13 protein-coding genes and 4 tRNA genes are annotated in these 17234 nt (G+C 43.2%); 13 read left to right on the top strand and 4 right to left on the bottom strand.

The window, feature by feature from the left end:
- Window positions 1–133 precede the first annotated feature (133 nt).
- Together uvrB and S4054249_RS17370 are read right to left on the bottom strand one after the other, a co-directional pair.
- Window positions 134–2149: an excinuclease ABC subunit UvrB gene (uvrB, locus tag S4054249_RS17365; RefSeq protein ID WP_046358521.1), complete on the bottom strand. Its 2016-nt coding sequence runs from the start codon at window positions 2147–2149 to the stop codon at window positions 134–136.
- Window positions 2146–3525, bottom strand: coding sequence for an MATE family efflux transporter (locus tag S4054249_RS17370; RefSeq protein ID WP_046358520.1), 1380 nt, complete (start codon window positions 3523–3525; stop codon window positions 2146–2148). The genes uvrB and S4054249_RS17370 overlap by 4 nt, the downstream gene beginning before the upstream one ends.
- Before the next feature lie 1078 nt (window positions 3526–4603).
- On the opposite strand from S4054249_RS17370, the gene S4054249_RS17375 reads away from it, so the two are divergent.
- The 12 genes from S4054249_RS17375 (at window position 4604) to nth (ending at window position 14461) form a co-directional block, all read left to right on the top strand.
- Window positions 4604–4680: transfer RNA gene (locus S4054249_RS17375), tRNA-Asn, on the top strand.
- A 21-nt stretch (window positions 4681–4701) separates the two neighbouring features.
- A tRNA-Asn gene (locus S4054249_RS17380) sits at window positions 4702–4778 on the top strand.
- A 19-nt stretch (window positions 4779–4797) separates the two neighbouring features.
- Window positions 4798–4874: transfer RNA gene (locus tag S4054249_RS17385), tRNA-Asn, on the top strand.
- Between the two features lie 22 nt (window positions 4875–4896).
- A tRNA-Asn gene (locus S4054249_RS17390) sits at window positions 4897–4973 on the top strand.
- 223 nt (window positions 4974–5196) lie between these two features.
- Window positions 5197–7140, top strand: coding sequence for an EAL domain-containing protein (locus S4054249_RS17395; protein ID WP_046354964.1), 1944 nt, complete (start codon window positions 5197–5199; stop codon window positions 7138–7140).
- Between the two features lie 177 nt (window positions 7141–7317).
- Window positions 7318–7899, top strand: a complete 582-nt coding sequence (rsxA, locus tag S4054249_RS17400; protein WP_046354965.1) for an electron transport complex subunit RsxA — start codon at window positions 7318–7320, stop codon at window positions 7897–7899.
- 1 nt (window position 7900) lies between these two features.
- Entirely contained in the window at window positions 7901–8455 is a 555-nt protein-coding gene (rsxB, locus tag S4054249_RS17405) for an electron transport complex subunit RsxB (protein WP_046354966.1), read from the top strand.
- 9 nt (window positions 8456–8464) lie between these two features.
- On the top strand, window positions 8465–11329 hold the full coding sequence (rsxC, locus tag S4054249_RS17410) for an electron transport complex subunit RsxC (RefSeq protein WP_081231490.1): 2865 nt from the start codon (window positions 8465–8467) through the stop codon (window positions 11327–11329).
- A complete protein-coding gene (gene rsxD, locus S4054249_RS17415; protein ID WP_046354109.1) occupies window positions 11326–12378 on the top strand; it encodes an electron transport complex subunit RsxD in 1053 nt (350 codons plus the stop codon). Before rsxC ends, rsxD begins: the two co-directional genes overlap by 4 nt.
- A complete protein-coding gene (gene rsxG / locus S4054249_RS17420) occupies window positions 12375–13013 on the top strand; it encodes an electron transport complex subunit RsxG (protein ID WP_046354110.1) in 639 nt (212 codons plus the stop codon). Before rsxD ends, rsxG begins: the two co-directional genes overlap by 4 nt.
- Window positions 13010–13708 (top strand): electron transport complex subunit E, encoded by a 699-nt coding sequence (locus tag S4054249_RS17425; RefSeq protein WP_046354111.1) that lies wholly within the window; start codon window positions 13010–13012, stop codon window positions 13706–13708. Before rsxG ends, S4054249_RS17425 begins: the two co-directional genes overlap by 4 nt.
- Window positions 13709–13825: 117 nt before the next feature.
- Window positions 13826–14461 (top strand): endonuclease III, encoded by a 636-nt coding sequence (gene nth, locus S4054249_RS17430; RefSeq protein WP_039608424.1) that lies wholly within the window; start codon window positions 13826–13828, stop codon window positions 14459–14461.
- 177 nt (window positions 14462–14638) lie between these two features.
- Here nth and S4054249_RS17435 read toward each other — a convergent pair whose 3' ends face one another.
- Window positions 14639–15142, bottom strand: a complete 504-nt coding sequence (locus tag S4054249_RS17435) for a hypothetical protein (protein ID WP_046354112.1) — start codon at window positions 15140–15142, stop codon at window positions 14639–14641.
- A gap of 503 nt (window positions 15143–15645) precedes the next feature.
- On the opposite strand from S4054249_RS17435, the gene S4054249_RS17440 reads away from it, so the two are divergent.
- On the top strand, window positions 15646–16353 hold the full coding sequence (locus S4054249_RS17440; RefSeq protein WP_052960815.1) for a helix-turn-helix domain-containing protein: 708 nt from the start codon (window positions 15646–15648) through the stop codon (window positions 16351–16353).
- A 121-nt stretch (window positions 16354–16474) separates the two neighbouring features.
- Here S4054249_RS17440 and S4054249_RS17445 read toward each other — a convergent pair whose 3' ends face one another.
- A complete protein-coding gene (locus tag S4054249_RS17445) occupies window positions 16475–17149 on the bottom strand; it encodes a hypothetical protein (RefSeq protein ID WP_046354113.1) in 675 nt (224 codons plus the stop codon).
- Window positions 17150–17234 lie beyond the last annotated feature (85 nt).

The following is a 17234-nucleotide window of genomic DNA, read 5'->3' on the forward strand; positions in this document are numbered from 1 at the left end:
CATTGTGCTTGATCTATTTCTTACAGTAGATAATTTAACTGTTTTTCGCCAACTTAGCATCTAATGTTTATCAATTCAGACACAAAAAAGCAGCGCGACATTATCGCACTGCTTCGTGATAACTTTATGTCATCTAGCTATTTAACAGCTGCTGTTGCAATAACTGGATCTGATCTCGAACCTGTGCCGCCTTCTCAAATTCGAGTTCGCGTGCATGGGTCATCATTTGACTTTCTAACAGGGCTATTTGCTCAGTGAGCTGTGCTGTTGATTTACCCGCTGACGACATTGGCGAGACTTTATCACCCGCTTTTGATTTAGGCGATGCACTTGACTCTGTGACGTCTTCACCTAAATCCATCACATCTGTTATCTTCTTATTTAATGCTTGAGGTGTAATACCATGCTTTTCATTGTAAGCTTGCTGTTTTTCCCGACGTCGTTCAGTCTCATCAATAGCAGCACGCATCGAGCGTGTTATCCTATCGCCGTATAAAATCGCTTTACCATTTAAGTGACGAGCAGCACGACCTATGGTCTGAATTAAAGAACGCGTTGAACGTAAAAAGCCCTCTTTATCCGCATCTAAAATTGCCACCAATGATACCTCTGGCATATCGAGACCTTCCCTTAATAAGTTGATCCCAACCAATACATCAAATACGCCTTTTCTTAGATCTCGGATGATCTCCATACGCTCCACCGTATCGATATCAGAATGCAGATAACGCACTTTAACATCATGATCATTCAAATAATCAGTGAGATCTTCGGACATTCTTTTAGTCAACGTCGTGACCAATACGCGCTCTTTTAGCGCCACTCGTTTGTAAATCTCAGAGAGTAAGTCATCCACCTGTGTAGACACTGGACGTACTTCTAATTGTGGATCAAGTAACCCTGTGGGGCGGATCACCTGCTCGGCAACCTCACCACTAGAGCGTTCTAATTCATAATCTCCTGGCGTCGCAGAAACATAAATTGTTTGTGGCGCAATGGACTCAAACTCCTCAAACTTTAATGGGCGGTTATCCATTGCCGATGGCAATCTAAATCCATATTCAACCAAGTTTTCCTTGCGACTTCTATCTCCCTTGTACATGGCTCCCACCTGGGAGACGGTTACATGGGATTCATCAATTATCATCAAGGCATCGTTAGGTAAATAATCCAACAAGGTTGGGGGTGGCTCACCAGGTGCGCGACCTGATAAATATCGGCTGTAATTCTCGATCCCAGAACAAAAACCAAGCTCTTGCATCATTTCAATATCATATTGAGTGCGCTGTGCTACCCGTTGCTCTTCAACCAATTTATTTGCATCCATCAAGTAGGCGCGACGCTCTTTTAGCTCTACTTTGATCTTTTCAATGGCTTCAAGGATTTTTTCTCTGGGTGTTACATAGTGGGTTTTGGGGTAGATTGTTGCTCTAACCAAATGCTTATCCACCGCACCTGTTAAAGGGTCAAAGAGGCTGATCCGTTCAATCTCATCATCAAACATTTCAACACGCACGGCTTGAGTCTCTGATTCAGCGGGGAATATATCAATAACCTCTCCGCGCACTCGATAGGTACCCCGAGAGAAATCCATATCATTTCGAGTGTACTGCAGCTCAGCAAGGCGCCTGAGCATCGCGCGCTGTTCCATCGTTTCGCCCACTTTCAGTAGCAACATCATTTTCATATATGAGTCAGGATCACCCAGACCATAGATAGCAGATACCGAAGCGACAATTATCGTATCTCTTCTTTCCAACAGTGCTTTGGTAGCCGATAAACGCATTTGCTCGATGTGATCATTAATAGAGGCATCTTTTTCAATAAATGTGTCACTGGCAACTACATAAGCTTCCGGTTGATAATAATCATAATAAGAAACAAAGTATTCAACCGCATTATTAGGAAAGAACTCTTTCATTTCACCATATAACTGCGCAGCCAAGGTCTTATTGTGCGCCATGATAATAGTAGGACGATTTAGCTTATGGATAATATTCGCCATTGTGAATGTTTTACCCGTGCCTGTTGCCCCCAATAGCGTTTGATGAGCAAGCCCAGCCTCCAAGCCATCGCACAACTGAGCAATGGCGGTAGGTTGGTCGCCATTTGGAGTAAATTCAGATACTAAGTCAAAAGATTCATTCATGAAGAGTGCACCTCAATACCTTCTTGTTGCATATCATTGAGTGTTTTACTAAACCATGTATATGCGGCAATAGCCGTAAATAAATTCCCGACTGCAGCACCCACAAACAAACCAGTAAGCCCCGCAATATGAGATCCTATATAAGCACAAGGAATATAAAAAACAAACAAGCGTACAATACTTGAGATCAACGCATTCATCGGTTTATGTAATGCATTAAAAGACGAATTCGTTAGAATGATAATACCTTGCAGACCATAGCTCAGCGGCAAGGTATAAATGAAAAGCTTGATGATCCCAATTACTTCAGGCTCATTGCCAAAAGCTTGACTAACCCAATGTGCGGTTAAAATCAGAAATATATAAATACCAAACTGCCACATCAAAACAAACTTCAAAGTCTTGGTGTAAGCCTCTTTCACGCGGGCGAAATTTCCTGCACCATAGTTCTGACTGACAAAAGGTGGTAGTGTCATCGATAGAGCCAAAATTACCAAACAAGCAATCGACTCAATACGGCTTCCTACTCCAAATGCTGCAACCGCTTGCGCCCCGTAAGTCGCGACAATAGCTGTCATAACAGCCATCGCAATCGGAGTAAGCATATTGGCCCCTGCCGCAGGCAAGCCTATTTTCATAATTTTAATCACCGCTTCCCACATACTTTGTGTTGTACTTGAGTAGCTTAAAAGTCGCTTTTTTATCGCTAATAAGTAAATAATAACAACCACACCCACAGCCCAAGCGATGACAGAAGCAATGGCTGCGCCTTGTACCCCAAGTGCAGGAATCGGTCCGAACCCAAAAATTAAGATTGGATCTAACACTGCATTAATTAAACCACCAAGTCCCATAATCATACTGGGCGTTTTAGTATCACCAGATGCCCTTAAAACCGAGTTACCTATCATTGGCGTAATTAAAAACACGGCGCCCAAAAACCACACATTCATATAATCATGTATATAAGGGAGCGTACTCTGATCAGCACCCAACAAGGTGAATATCGGATCCATAAGTAAATAGCCCAATGCAGCAAGTAAAGCCACCAGTACAGCAGCCAATATAAGAGAGACAAAAGCATCAAACTTTGCTTCTTCTATATCTTTACTTCCCAATGCTTTGGCAATGACAGCCGAAGTGCCTATTCCCAAACCTATTGCTAAACTGATGATGGTGAATGTCACAGGAAACGTAAAGCTGACCGCTGCAAGCGGCTCAGTGCCCAATAAACTGATAAAAAATGTATCAACTAAATTGAAGCTCATTAACATGATCATGCCAAATATCATTGGCACGGTCATACGCTTTAAAGTCGCTGGTATTGAACCAGTCAAAATATCGCTATTGGAACTAGATTGACGTACTGCGGACATAAAATATGATACCTCTTTCAACAGCCCATCATTCTAAATCATCATTCTAGATGATGCCACGCTATTATTGCCCATAATATGATAGAGGCGCTCCAAACCACTTTTATTATAAAAGTTGTTTTTTTTACCCAATTTCTTGTCAAAACCCAATCTGCACAAAAAATGTCAATTTTATTTCAAATCCAGCTATTCTTCGGCTCACTTTTTGCACATCACTCAAACAATGTTGAAATAATTCTTTAAAAATACTCACATTCACGTCCAATTCTAAGCAAAACACCTATCCCGTTGAATTATATAAACTTTAAAAAACATAAAAAAACTATTGCGTCGCCCTAATGCCACGGTTTACTTAGCTTTCGAAGAGTTCTTAAAGATTAATAAACAATGTTATCCACAGATTCCGTGGATAAGTTTATAGAGCCTTTAAAAATAAAGGCCTAAGCAGGGATCTCAATGTTCAATTTATTATGCGTTTATGATCATTCTATTTAAAACTGGTGATCTCAAGCTGAAAATAGATTTTTTGAGCTCTTGATAGCCTAATTTAATTAATATGCAACTTAAAAAAAACCACCAAAAAACAACACAAGACCTTGTTTTAAAATAACTTATAACTTAACCCTGGTTAGACTATGCAGTTTTACTTTTAAATTTGAGTAAAATATTTACCAAATTCACTGTAAAAGAACTGCAAACTAATCTACGTTTAAGATCCCAATTGAGATCCCAACAGTAACAATTTATGATCTCTAAAAAAGTGCAAAAAACAGCCCTTTCGGACACTTTTGAGGCATTAGCTATAAAAAACACTTAATATCCTACTGAATGCAGAGCTTAATAGAGCAACAATAATATCGCGTGTCTCTAGGTTTTTCTTATTATAGATCCAAATAGAATGATGAATTTCATTACACCAAAACAATAGAATGGCCTTATTTGGATAACAAGATGATTAAAAAAAAGCTTAATTGTTGATTAATCCAGCGAAAAGACAGTTTTTTTGCATAACTGTGATTTTTATTGTTGACACTTAGCCGTGTCGTCATTAATATTTCGCCCCGTTGAGAGACATGCTTCCCCCTTAGCTCAGTTGGTTAGAGCGACGGACTGTTAATCCGCAGGTCCCCCGTTCGAGTCGGGGAGGGGGAGCCAAGTTTCTAAACGTATAACGATTCCCCCTTAGCTCAGTTGGTTAGAGCGACGGACTGTTAATCCGCAGGTCCCCCGTTCGAGTCGGGGAGGGGGAGCCAAATCGTTATAAAGTGTAGTTCCCCCTTAGCTCAGTTGGTTAGAGCGACGGACTGTTAATCCGCAGGTCCCCCGTTCGAGTCGGGGAGGGGGAGCCAACTACTCTTACATCTATATTGTTCCCCCTTAGCTCAGTTGGTTAGAGCGACGGACTGTTAATCCGCAGGTCCCCCGTTCGAGTCGGGGAGGGGGAGCCAATTCTCAGAATATATTAGACTTTTTCCATTCAATGCTCTACTCTACAAGCACCTTCACTGGTGAATTTTTGCTATATAATTAGAACTATTATCCATATTGGAAAAACACCATGTGGCGTTCTGTATGTGTAATTCTCAGTATTCCATATTTGTGTTTGGCAGCATTATTTTCATTTACTAATGCTAAAGGGTATTTCTTCCATTTTCAGGCAGAAGATAAATAATGGCAGGCTTTAAAAAACTCATTTTTTTACAATTCGTATCTTGGTTACTATTTTCTGCTGTCGGCAGCTTTTTTGTTGCTTCAAGCTTTGACAGCGCCGTAAGTCGTGCACAAGTAAGTGCACAGCAAATGGTCAGTAACTATATTCAAGAAAAAACCATGAATGATATGACGCCAGAGCATATTCGCCTGTCATTGAGTAATGGTAATGTATTTTCGACTTTCATTGTCAGAGATTTTTCAGGGCAAGCCGTCTTACAGCTTGGCTCCCCTACCCAACTGCCTCTATTAGCTGATGTCATCGCGAACAGCTTTAACTCTATCCGTCCACAGTTCGCGGTTAATAAAACCAAAGACATCAAAATTGAATTTGTTATCAATGCACAAAGCCAAGCATCTCTTTTGCAACAGTCGCTATTACTGATGTTGCTTATTTCAGCGCTTGTTGCGTTTATACCAATCTTTTATATGCAAGCCATATATAAAAAGCTCAACCGTAATGTCAGTATGACAGTGGCTAATGCTGTCGATGTATACATAACGCAAAACCAAGTGACAGAAAGCATAGAAGAAGACTTTAATACAGGTAAAGTAACCGAGCTAGGCGCTGAGCTTGCACCTTCATTTAACCGTTTAGCGCACTTTTTAAAAAGCAAACAAGAAGACATTAAGTCAGCTGCGCACTCTATAAAACAAGAAGCATACAAAGATGTTGTCACAGGCCTTGGCAACCGCAATATGTTTGTCGAATATTACGAACACCAAATTGAACAAGCCAACAATAAGAGTTTCGGCACCTTGGCCATGATACGCTGTAGTGAATTACAGATGATTAACCAAACACGGGGCTATCAAAAAGGTGATGAATATATTCGTGCCGTGTCTGACATAGTTAAGCATGTCAGCGGTACTTATACTGGTAGCCAAGTATTTAGGTTAAATAGTTCAGACTTTGCGGTCATCTTACCCAATGTGCCTTCCAAAGAAGCTGAACAGTTTGGTGAAACTTTGCAAGCAAGGTTTACCCAATATCAACAGAACCAAGAACTTTCTTCTGTTGCTAACGCAGGTATCGTCTCTTATGAGTCTGGTAAGCCACTCGGTGAATTATTATCCGTTGTTGATAATGCGATGAGTATGGCACAGAGTAAACAAGCTAACGCATGGCATTTACAGCGAGAAAGTGACATCGTCAATAATGTCGGTGCAGGATTTGGCAATCAGAACTGGCGTCGTGTTATCAGAGAAGTCATCGATAGCCGTCGAGTCAATTTGATGATGCAAAACATTATGCCTATAGGTAAAAATGTCAAAGCATATGCTGAGATCCAGTCTCGATTTAAAACCGAAGATAACCAGATGTTACCGACTGCCTCTTTCTTAGCCATGGCTGAAAAACTAGAAATGGCCATAGAAATTGATCAGCTCATTATCGACAGTTCGCTCGAGCTCATTAAAACAAGAAACTTCAACGAGAAGTTCTTTGGGATCAACGTTACAGCATCCAGCGCACATAGCGACCAATTCGTGATCTGGCTTGAAAGGCGCTTATTAAAAGATGGTAATCTAGCCTCTAAGTTAATTTTCGAAGTGAGCGAGTTTGGTTTGCAGCAAAATATTAAAGCAAGTAAGCGCTTTATCGATATGGTGCATCGTGTGGGCGCTCGCATTACTGTAGAGCGCTTCGGTGTTGGCTTAACCTCATTTAAATTTTTTAGAGATTTAAAACCCGATTTCATAAAAATGGATGCAAGTTACACTCGTGGCTTAGAAGAAGATAAAAACAACCAGTACTTTATGCGCTTGATGGTGGATTTAGCACACCGTATCGGTGTCAGTGTATTTGCCGAAGGTGTTGAAAGCCAAGAAGAAAAACATATCGTTGAAACGCTTTGTTTAGATGGAGTACAAGGCTACTACATAGAAAAGCCAAAAGAAGTCTAAATCCCTGTAATTTGGAGGGGTTTTATATCCCTCCTATAATTGTCAACATTCCCTACCAATTTTTGATTTAAATGCAAATAAAGTCTGCTAAATGTTGTGATCTCAGCGTGGAAAATTGTTAGAATTTCCAGTCTTATGACACGTTGCGAAACGAAGATAGATAGTTAAGGGGCATGAATGACAGAGTATATGTTGTTGCTTATCGGCACAGTGCTGGTAAACAACTTTGTGTTGGTGCAATTCCTCGGGCTTTGTCCGTTTATGGGAGTTTCTAGCAAACTTGAAACTGCCATCGGGATGTCACTGGCAACCACCTTTGTTTTAACTCTTGCTTCTGTCACCAGTTATTTGGTTAATCAGTATATTTTAATGCCATTAGAGCTGACTTTCCTGCGTACAATGAGCTTTATCCTCGTCATAGCCGTCGTGGTGCAATTTACCGAAATGGTAGTGAGAAAAACAAGCCCGACTCTATATCGTTTACTCGGTATTTTTCTGCCACTTATCACTACAAATTGTGCAGTACTCGGCGTCGCATTATTAAACATTACTAAAGAGCACACTTTCATTAGTTCAGCCGTATATGGTTTTGGTGCTGCAGTTGGCTTTTCAATGGTTTTAGTGTTGTTTGCTGCGCTTAGAGAACGCTTAGCCGTTGCTGACGTCCCTACTCCATTTAAAGGTGCCTCGATTGCCATGATCACAGCAGGCCTAATGTCGCTTGCATTTATGGGTTTCTCCGGATTGGTGAAGTTTTAATATGACGTTACTATATGCATTAATCGCGATCGGTGCGCTCGCTCTTATTTTCGGGTTAATCCTAGGCTACGCGGCCATTAAGTATCGTGTAGAGAGCAACCCAATCGTAGATCAAGTTGATGCCATTCTACCCCAGACACAATGCGGCCAATGTGGTTATCCCGGTTGTCGTCCGTACGCTGAAGCGATAGCCAACGGCGATGAGGTAAACAAATGTCCGCCGGGCGGAGAAGCTACAGTTAAAAAGCTGGCTGATCTTATGGGGGTTGAAGCTAAACCCCTTGCAGGTGGTGAAGAAGCTGACCCCATCAAAAAAGTCGCTTACATTCGTGAAGATGAATGTATCGGCTGCACCAAATGTATTCAGGCATGTCCTGTGGATGCCATTGTCGGTGCCACACGTCAAATGCATACCGTTATCGCAGACGAATGTACTGGCTGCGATTTGTGTGTTGAGCCCTGCCCTGTTGACTGTATTGACATGATCCCAGTCGCTGAAACAAAACAATCTTGGAAATGGCAAATAGATGCTATTCCAGTGAAACAACTTGATTGAGAGGTTTAAGTGGAAACATTACTTGAACAAATTGAAAGCGGCAAATTGTGGCAATTTCCCGGAGGTATTCACCCTCCAGAGCAAAAAATAGTCTCAAATCAGGTTGCTATTGGTTCGCTCCCTCTACCAGAGTATCTAGTCTTACCTTTAAAGCAACATATAGGTGCCAATGGACAGCTCCTTGTTAATAAAGGCGACCATGTATTAAAGGGACAAGTCTTAACTCAACCTGGTACAAACTGGTCACTGCCAATCCATGCGCCAACTTCAGGTACCATTACCGATATCAAGCCAATGCCTTCGGCTCACCCTTCGGCGATGCCAGAATTAAGCATTGTATTAACACCGGATGGTAATGACACATGGTGTAATTTAGAAACTCGTTCATCTATTGATGGCCTAGACAATAAAACACTCATTGACATTATTCACCATGCAGGCATAGCAGGTATGGGTGGTGCGGGCTTTCCAACCTATGTGAAAGCCGATAGTGCAAAAACCATTGAATACTTGGTCGTCAATGGCGTTGAGTGTGAACCTTATATTACGGCAGATGACATGCTTATGAGAGAGCATGCACAAGGCATCATCCGGGGCATGGAAGTGATGATGTCTATCTTATCGCCGCAATATGCACTAGTTGGTATAGAAGATAACAAGCCAGAAGCTCTGGCAGCTATGCAACAAGCCGCCAAGCACAACAACAAAATACTGGTTCGCTCTATTCCAACTAAATACCCCTCCGGTGGCGAAAAACAGCTCATCAAGGTTCTGACCTCTAAAGAAGTCCCCAGTGGTGGGATCCCTGCAGACGTTGGGGTTTTGGTACAAAACGTCGGTACACTGTTTGCCGTTAGTGAAGCGGTTTATGAAGGTAAGCCCTTAATAGAGCGGGTTGTGACCGTAACTGGGAATACCATAAATAATCCACAAAACGTGTGGGCTTTACTCGGCACTGAAGTAAAGCACTTAGTTTATAGCCAAGGCTTTACCCCTGTTGAGGATCAGCGCGTGATCATGGGGGGTCCGATGATGGGCTTCACATTGCCTACAGTGAGAATACCCGTTGTCAAAACGACAAACTGTATCTTGGCACCTGATAACCAAGAGCTAGCTGTCGCAGGTCAGGAACAAGCCTGTATCCGCTGCAGTGCATGTGCTGATGCGTGTCCACAAACTCTATTACCACAGCAATTACAGTGGTTTGCCAAAGGCCAGGAATACGACAAATTAGAAGAGTACAACCTATTTGATTGTATTGAGTGTGGGGCATGTTCTTATGTCTGCCCAAGTGAAATTCCACTGGTTCAATACTATCGAGTTGCCAAAGCGGAGATCCGCGAACAAAAACTTGAAAAAGTAAAAGCGGAGCGAGCTAAAGAACGCTTTGAAGCCCGTAAAGAGCGCCTTGAAAAAGAGCAAGAAGAAAGGCAAAACCGCCATAAGCGACCAGCTCGCAGTGCACCAGCCAAAGATAAGGCCAAAGTGTCTGAAGCACTTGAGCGAGTTAAGAAAAAGCGCCCAGAGCAATCTGCTGTGCAAGCAGCCATTGAACGCGCTAAAGCGAAAAAGGCAGAGGGCGATACATCCGCACTTGAGCCTGACAACAGTGCAGTAGCGCTAGAACGAGCAAAAAGAAAAGAGCAAGCAAGAAAGTACAAAGAAGAGAAAGCAGGCTCAGATAAAGACAGTGCACCGAAAGATGCCGTTGCAGCGGCTATTGCTCGTGCCAAAGCGAAAAAAGCTGCTCAAGCTGATAATTTAGAAGCGCAAGAACAAGATCCACGCAAAGCTGCAGTCGCGGCTGCAATTGCACGCGCCAAAGCGAAAAAATCAGGTGACGAACCAAAGCAAGCATCGACAGATGACCCTCGTAAGGCAGCTGTCGCTGCAGCTATCGCCCGTGCTAAAGCGAAAAAGGCTGGACAAGAACCTGAGCAAAACAGCGCAGTTGGTTCTGACAACGTGAAAACAGATGATCCAAGAAAAGCAGCTGTCGCTGCTGCCATCGCCCGTGCTGAAGCGAAAAAAGCTGCTAAAGATGGTGAATCAACAACAGAAACCGTCGTAGAAGATGACTCAGCAGATCCACGCAAAGCAGCTGTTGCCGCTGCAATAGCCCGTGCCAAAGCAAAAAAAGCCGCCAAAGAAGCTGAGCAAGTGGAAGAGCCCGTCATTGAAGACGAGCCGGAAGATCCACGCAAAGCAGCTGTTGCCGCTGCAATAGCCCGTGCCAAAGCAAAAAAAGCCGCCAAAGAAGCTGAGCAAGTGGAAGAGCCCGTCATTGAAGACGAGCCGGAAGATCCGCGCAAAGCTGCTGTCGCTGCAGCCATCGCCCGTGCCAAAGCAAAAAAAGCCGCCAAAGAAGCTGAGCAAGTGGAAGAGCCCGTCATTGAAGACGAACCTGAAGATCCGCGCAAAGCTGCTGTCGCTGCAGCCATCGCCCGTGCCAAAGCAAAAAAAGCCGCTAAAGAAGCTGAGCAAGTGGAAGAGCCGGTCGTTGAAAACGAACCTGAAGATCCGCGCAAAGCTGCTGTCGCTGCAGCCATCGCCCGTGCCAAAGCGAAAAAAGCCGCCAAAGAAGCTGAGCAAGTGGAAGAGCCCGTCGTTGAAGACGAGCCGGAAGATCCGCGCAAAGCTGCTGTTGCTGCAGCCATCGCCCGTGCCAAAGCGAAAAAAGCCGCCAAAGAAGCTGAGCAAGTCGAAGAGCCAGTCGTTGATGAAGAACCTGAGAGTGATGCATCATCAAGCTCAGACACAGAAGCCGAAGCAATCAGCCCTGAAGATAAGCGTAAAGCCGCCATACGTGCCGCCGTTGAGCGTGCCAAAGCTAAAAAGAAAGCCCAAGAACAAGAAGGAAATGATCTGTCATGAAATTAACCATGGCTTCATCGCCCCATAACCACAGCCTTAAATCGGTTAACAAACTCATGATTTGCGTGATGTTAGCCTGTATACCTGGGATCTTGGTGCAAAGCTATTTTTTTGGTATCGGCGTATTTATTCAATTGGCACTGGCACTCACGACAGTGAGTCTTGCAGAAGCTGCTATGCTGAAACTGCGAGGTCGTCCAATTTGGCCAACGCTCAGTGATGGAAGCGCGTGGCTCACAGGTGTTTTAATCGCCGTCAGTGTGCCACCCTTGGCGCCTTGGTGGGTGGTCGTGATTGGTGCATGTTTTGCGATTATAATTGTAAAACAGCTTTATGGTGGGCTTGGTTTTAACCTATTCAATCCTGCTATGGCCGCATACGTCCTGCTACTCATTTCATTTCCTGTGCAAATGACTGCATGGTTACCAGTTCAATCTCTGCTGTATGCGCCTATCACACTATTTGATCAAATTGCATTAATTTTTACGGAAGCAACTTATTCAGGCTTATCACTAGAGCAAGCAAGACAAGTCATTGATGGTGCGACCGGTGCGACGCCTTTGGATCACGTCAAAACAGCCATGGGACAAAGCCTCACAGTGCAAGAGGCTATGGATAATAGCGCATTTAATCGATTTGCAGGTGAGGGCTGGCAATGGGTCAATTTAGCTTACCTCCTTGGTGGACTTTATTTGCTTAAAGCAAAGGTCATAAACTGGCATATTCCAGTTGCCATGATCGCCTCTTTGGGTGTTTGTAGCTTATTTGGCTACCTGTTAGGTGGTCAAGCTGGCGTTGCATTTCATTTACTGAGCGGCGCAACCATGATCGGGGCGTTTTTCATCGCAACGGATCCTGTCTCAGCATCGACCACAAATAAAGGCAGACTTATCTACGGTGCCCTTATTGGCCTGCTAGTCTATCTGATCAGGCAATTTGGCGGATATCCAGATGCCGTGGCATTTTCGGTACTGCTACTGAATATGGCAGTACCTTTGATAGACCACTACACACAGCCACGTACTTATGGACATGGAGCAAAGAAATGATCCTAGCATCAATGAAAAAAAATGGCGCGATCCTCACCGCCTTTGCCCTTGCCACAACAGGTACCGTTGCGCTCGTTCAACAGCTCACAGCACCTCGTATCGAAGCGCAAGAAAAGAATCACCTGATGCGAACCTTGACGCAGGTACTCCCCGCTGACAAATACAATAATGAACTGTATTTAGATTGCGTCGAAAGTGATGCACCAGAGCTTGGCCCTAATGGACCACATCGAATCTATCGTGCTAAGCAAAATGGTCAGCCTGTCGCTTTATTAGTGCAGCATATTACCCCTGAAGGTTATAGTGGTAATATCGACATGTTAACTGCCGTATACGCCAATGCAGAAATTGCTGGCGTGCGTATTACTCAGCATAAAGAAACCCCAGGTTTGGGTGATAAAGTTGAAGTTAAAAAGTCAGACTGGGTACACTCTTTTGCAGGTATGACAGTACAATCAGCAGAAGACCAACGCTTTAATGTTAAAAAAGAAGGCGGTGTGTTCGATCAATTTACTGGGGCAACCATCACACCTAGAGCGGTTGTCCACTCTGTGAATGCGGCTACTTGGTTTGCTCATCAAAACTTTGACAGCCTATTTGCACAAAGCAATGTTTGCCAAGAGGAACAGCTATGAGCGAGTACAAAACACTAGCCCATGAGGGACTTTGGAAAAATAATGCCGCCTTGGTACAGCTGCTTGGCTTATGTCCCCTGCTTGCTGTCACCAGCACAGTTACCAATGCCTTAGGCCTTGGGATCGCAACCTTGCTTGTATTAGTTGGCTCTAACGTCACCGTATCTATCGTCAGAAATTGGGTACCCAAAGACATACGTATCCCAGTATTTGTGATGATCATTGCCGCGTTTGTTACCATCATTCAGTTGCTAATGAACGCCTATACGTTTGGGCTGTATCAATCTTTGGGGATCTTCATTCCCTTGATTGTGACCAACTGCGCTATTATTGGTCGCGCAGAAGCTTACGCATCAAAAAACCCCCCTATATTGTCTGCATGGGATGGTGTAATGATGGGTCTGGGCTTTGCTGCCGTGTTGGTCATCTTAGGCGCAATGCGTGAACTTATCGGGCAAGGTACTTTATTTGATGGTGCGGAGCTGTTGCTTGGGGACTGGGCTACTGCACTACGTATTGAAGTGTTGAGCTTTGATAGTCAATTCTTAGTTGCCGTTTTACCTCCTGGCGCTTTCTTAGGCCTGGGTCTTATCATTGCAGCCAAAAACTACTTTGATGAGCGCCAAAAAGCACAAGCTCAGCCTACAGCACCAGCTGAAAAAGCAGAAAGAGCAAGGGTCACTAGCCTAACTTAATACAATTAAACGCAGCCTAAGCCGTCACTTAGTCTGCGTAAACTCTAGGTGTGATTGCTGGGGCAAATAAGATGCAATCACACTTAGCCCCTCTTAGCTAACTACTTAAAAACCGTCATGAATAAAGCAAAACGTTTAGAGATCTTAACTCGACTACGAGAAGACAATCCAAACCCTGAGTCCGACTTGGAGTACACCACCCCGTTTGAATTATTGGTTGCCGTCACCTTGTCAGCACAGGCGACAGATGTGGGCGTCAATAAAGCAACCCGTAAGTTATTCCCCGTCGCTAACACGCCAGAAGCGATTGTTGAGCTCGGCGTTGAAGGGTTAAAGGAGTACATTAAAACCATTGGCTTATATAATTCAAAAGCCAACAATGTGTTTAAACTGTGCCAAATTTTAATCGAGAAACATGGCTCAGAAGTCCCCCAAGACCGTAAGGCATTAGAAGCCTTACCCGGTGTTGGTCGCAAAACCGCAAACGTTGTGCTTAATTGTGCGTTTGGCTGGCCGACCATTGCCGTCGATACACATATTTTTAGAGTTTCTAACCGGACTAAGTTTGCTATGGGTAAAGATGTCGTCGCGGTAGAAGAGAAACTAGAAAAAGTCGTACCAAAAGAGTTTAAAGTGGATGTGCACCATTGGCTTATTTTACATGGTCGTTATGTCTGTACTGCTCGAAAGCCAAAATGCGGCAGCTGTATTATTGAAGATTTGTGCGAATTTAAAGAAAAAACGGACGCATAAATTAGGCAATATAAGGTTAAAACCTGCCACGGACAAACGATTATTTGGCTCTAATTTAGTTATTCAATAAAAGTAAGCTTCTGTTTTAGTTTCTTTTATATTTAAAACGACCGTTTTTGCTGATGTAAAGCTGCTAGCAATTCATGCCTAGCAGCCTTCATCAAAATGACAGCTCATTTATTTCAATCGTTTTTTCCGTCTCCATGGTTCAATCGGCTGACTAAAGTACTTCCACCAAACATACCGCCATGGGATCAAAACTATTAATACGACAATGCCTATTATCGATGCTTTTGCATTTACGATGTTCGGCACATCTTGGCCTGCCAAAAATGGAGGCAATGCAACGACTATCAGCCAAACCAGTTTCCAAACGATTTCATAGAGCATAATAGGTAAAAACGTTAAAGGACGAAAAACACCGCCTATTGCAAATAAAGCCAGTGCAAACAACATTGAATGCCCAAGGCCTCTCCAACGGCTCCACTCAGAAGCACCTTCTAGAATATAACTTAATTGCTTAGAACCCAGAACAATCACCATTGCAGCAAATATGAGTCTTAGCCCCCATGTTTTCCATAGTGCGACTGCCGGAGCACCTTTTTGTATTGAGTGGCATTGGTTGGCTGGCTTGTTTCGTACACAAACACTTTCGTTATCAACGACAGATTTATTTTTCATAACTATACCTTGTCTTCTAAATTTCACGTCAATACTGCCAATATGAAGACTTCAAAGCGTATCGAATTTCAAAATCGATGCTAAGAAAAGCAAATAAATCAGAAGATTATCGAAAAAGAACAAGGTTAATGTAGAATCTTCATAAAAGTGGGAGGGAATCTAAATTGGAACCACTAAAAATTGCGCAGTCATTTACCGTTTTGTTAAGTCTGGGATTAGCTTTCAATCATTATCGTCTTCGACACAAACACATTTTACATTTAGCTTTTGCAGGGTTTTGTGCATCCTCATCAATGTATCTTGCCTATCAACTAACAAACACTTACTTTGCCCCCTATCATCATCTGTTAGGAATATTCGGTTTCGCTACTTGTAGCGGGTACTGGCTCTTTTCACGTGCATTTTTTCGAAAAACCAATCCCATTAATCACCATCATCTCCTGTTTGCAGGTGTACTAGGAATATGCCTGATATTAAGGCACCTATTCCGATTTACAGAAAAAATGTGGCAGCTCCAAACTGATTGGCTATCGGCCTTGATAACCGTGTTATCCGAAACAATTGCAATATTATCATCAGGTATGCTCATTCTCGCATTTTGGGAAGGTTATCGGGTATTGCAAAGCGCAAACATGACCCAGCGCAAAATCACGATGGTCTACCTGTCTTCATTCTTGGTGAGTATCATTAGCGTGATGTTAATTGCTGTATCCCTACCAAAAGACTTAGCGACAGGCGAAGGAAGAGAGTGGTTAGTCGTGTTCGCATATACTTTAATCTTTATCAGTACACATTGGCTGATACGATTTCGACAGCAACAGCTTATGCAGCAAGACTTGAAAAATGAGGGCATTACCCAAAGTGAGCACCTACTTTCCAAAGAAATTCAACGCCTATTGGTGGAAGAAAAGCGCTTTTTGGATGTGAATTTACGTGTGGCCGATATTGCTCGAGAACTGGACCTTCCCGAGTATCGTATCCGCACTATTATGCTCACTTGCTTTAATGCGAAGAACTTTAATCACTATGTGAACCAGATACGTATCGAGTACGCCAAGACAATATTAAGTGCACCCGATAAACGCGACTGGCCGGTGCTTGTCGTTGGTATTGAAAGTGGCTTTGCATCTGTAGCCCCCTTTAGCCGCGCATTTAAAGAGTTTACAGGTTGCACGCCAGGGCAATATCGCAAGCAAAAATTGGCAGTATAAGTACATTTAATCAGGGGCGGTTTACTTAATCATACTCTATAGCTTTTCCCATTTTCATTTAACGCTCTCGACCTGTGATGGGCCCATTCTCGCCCATCACACTTCCTATAAAATAGCGCTATTAGTTTTTAATTTCTCGCTTAAACACAGGTAACTTCTTGAGTAGTAAGCTATCACCAACAATACCATTTAACCGCTTTGACCAACCAGTGAAAAGCACTCTAATTACCCAGTAAAACAGTATGCCTATCATTAGATAAATTAACGCATTGCTGTCAATAAAGTCTGGCCATCTATCTGATGTATTCGCTGAAAATGACATCACAGCCCCCAGCATAGCAAAGCACGACCGCCAAGTGTGCCGAGCAATGCGGTGCTTACCAGACAGGCCTCCATTTAGGATCATCCGCAGATCCATACCTGCAGCGAATAAGGCCACAGAGGCATGAATGGTGAAAATAGCTTTGAACGTCGGGTCTAAGTCCACTGCGGTATATATAAAATAGAATAAAGACATGCTGACATAAAGTATTAAGCACATAGCCAATATTTCAAAAATACCGATTGTTTGCTCTTTTCTAAGTACAATCACCCATGCTGTGACACCATAATAAAATGTCATCAGCGACATGGTTGCACCACCATTAAAAAAAGCAGCAGTCCCTGTCATTATTAGCATAGCAAGGAAAAATAGGTTGCCTGACCATCTGTGCCTGAGCTTTCCTTTTGCAAAACTCAAAGCGCCAATACCAAACAGCAGTAAAAATGAACCAGCTACAATATGCACTGTAAGCATTACGCCTCCTTTTGTATTCATGTACATGCTTTCATAACTACTCAAGCTGACAATCATACACAGCCAGAGCAGTTAAATTTCATAC

The sequence above is a fragment of the Pseudoalteromonas luteoviolacea genome (assembly GCF_001750165.1).
GTDB lineage: Bacteria > Pseudomonadota > Gammaproteobacteria > Enterobacterales > Alteromonadaceae > Pseudoalteromonas > Pseudoalteromonas luteoviolacea_G.

Coding starts and splice junctions, on each gene's coding strand:
- rsxA (WP_046354965.1), top strand. CDS start 7,318: ATGACAGAGTATATGTTGTTGCTTATCGGCACAGTGCTGGTAAACAAC.
- nth (WP_039608424.1), top strand. CDS start 13,826: ATGAATAAAGCAAAACGTTTAGAGATCTTAACTCGACTACGAGAAGAC.
- S4054249_RS17395 (WP_046354964.1), top strand. CDS start 5,197: ATGGCAGGCTTTAAAAAACTCATTTTTTTACAATTCGTATCTTGGTTA.
- rsxG (WP_046354110.1), top strand. CDS start 12,375: ATGATCCTAGCATCAATGAAAAAAAATGGCGCGATCCTCACCGCCTTT.
- S4054249_RS17425 (WP_046354111.1), top strand. CDS start 13,010: ATGAGCGAGTACAAAACACTAGCCCATGAGGGACTTTGGAAAAATAAT.
- S4054249_RS17445 (WP_046354113.1), bottom strand. CDS start 17,149: ATGCTTACAGTGCATATTGTAGCTGGTTCATTTTTACTGCTGTTTGGT.
- rsxD (WP_046354109.1), top strand. CDS start 11,326: ATGAAATTAACCATGGCTTCATCGCCCCATAACCACAGCCTTAAATCG.
- S4054249_RS17435 (WP_046354112.1), bottom strand. CDS start 15,142: ATGAAAAATAAATCTGTCGTTGATAACGAAAGTGTTTGTGTACGAAAC.
- rsxB (WP_046354966.1), top strand. CDS start 7,901: ATGACGTTACTATATGCATTAATCGCGATCGGTGCGCTCGCTCTTATT.
- S4054249_RS17440 (WP_052960815.1), top strand. CDS start 15,646: ATGTGGCAGCTCCAAACTGATTGGCTATCGGCCTTGATAACCGTGTTA.
- uvrB (WP_046358521.1), bottom strand. CDS start 2,149: ATGAATGAATCTTTTGACTTAGTATCTGAATTTACTCCAAATGGCGAC.
- S4054249_RS17370 (WP_046358520.1), bottom strand. CDS start 3,525: ATGTCCGCAGTACGTCAATCTAGTTCCAATAGCGATATTTTGACTGGT.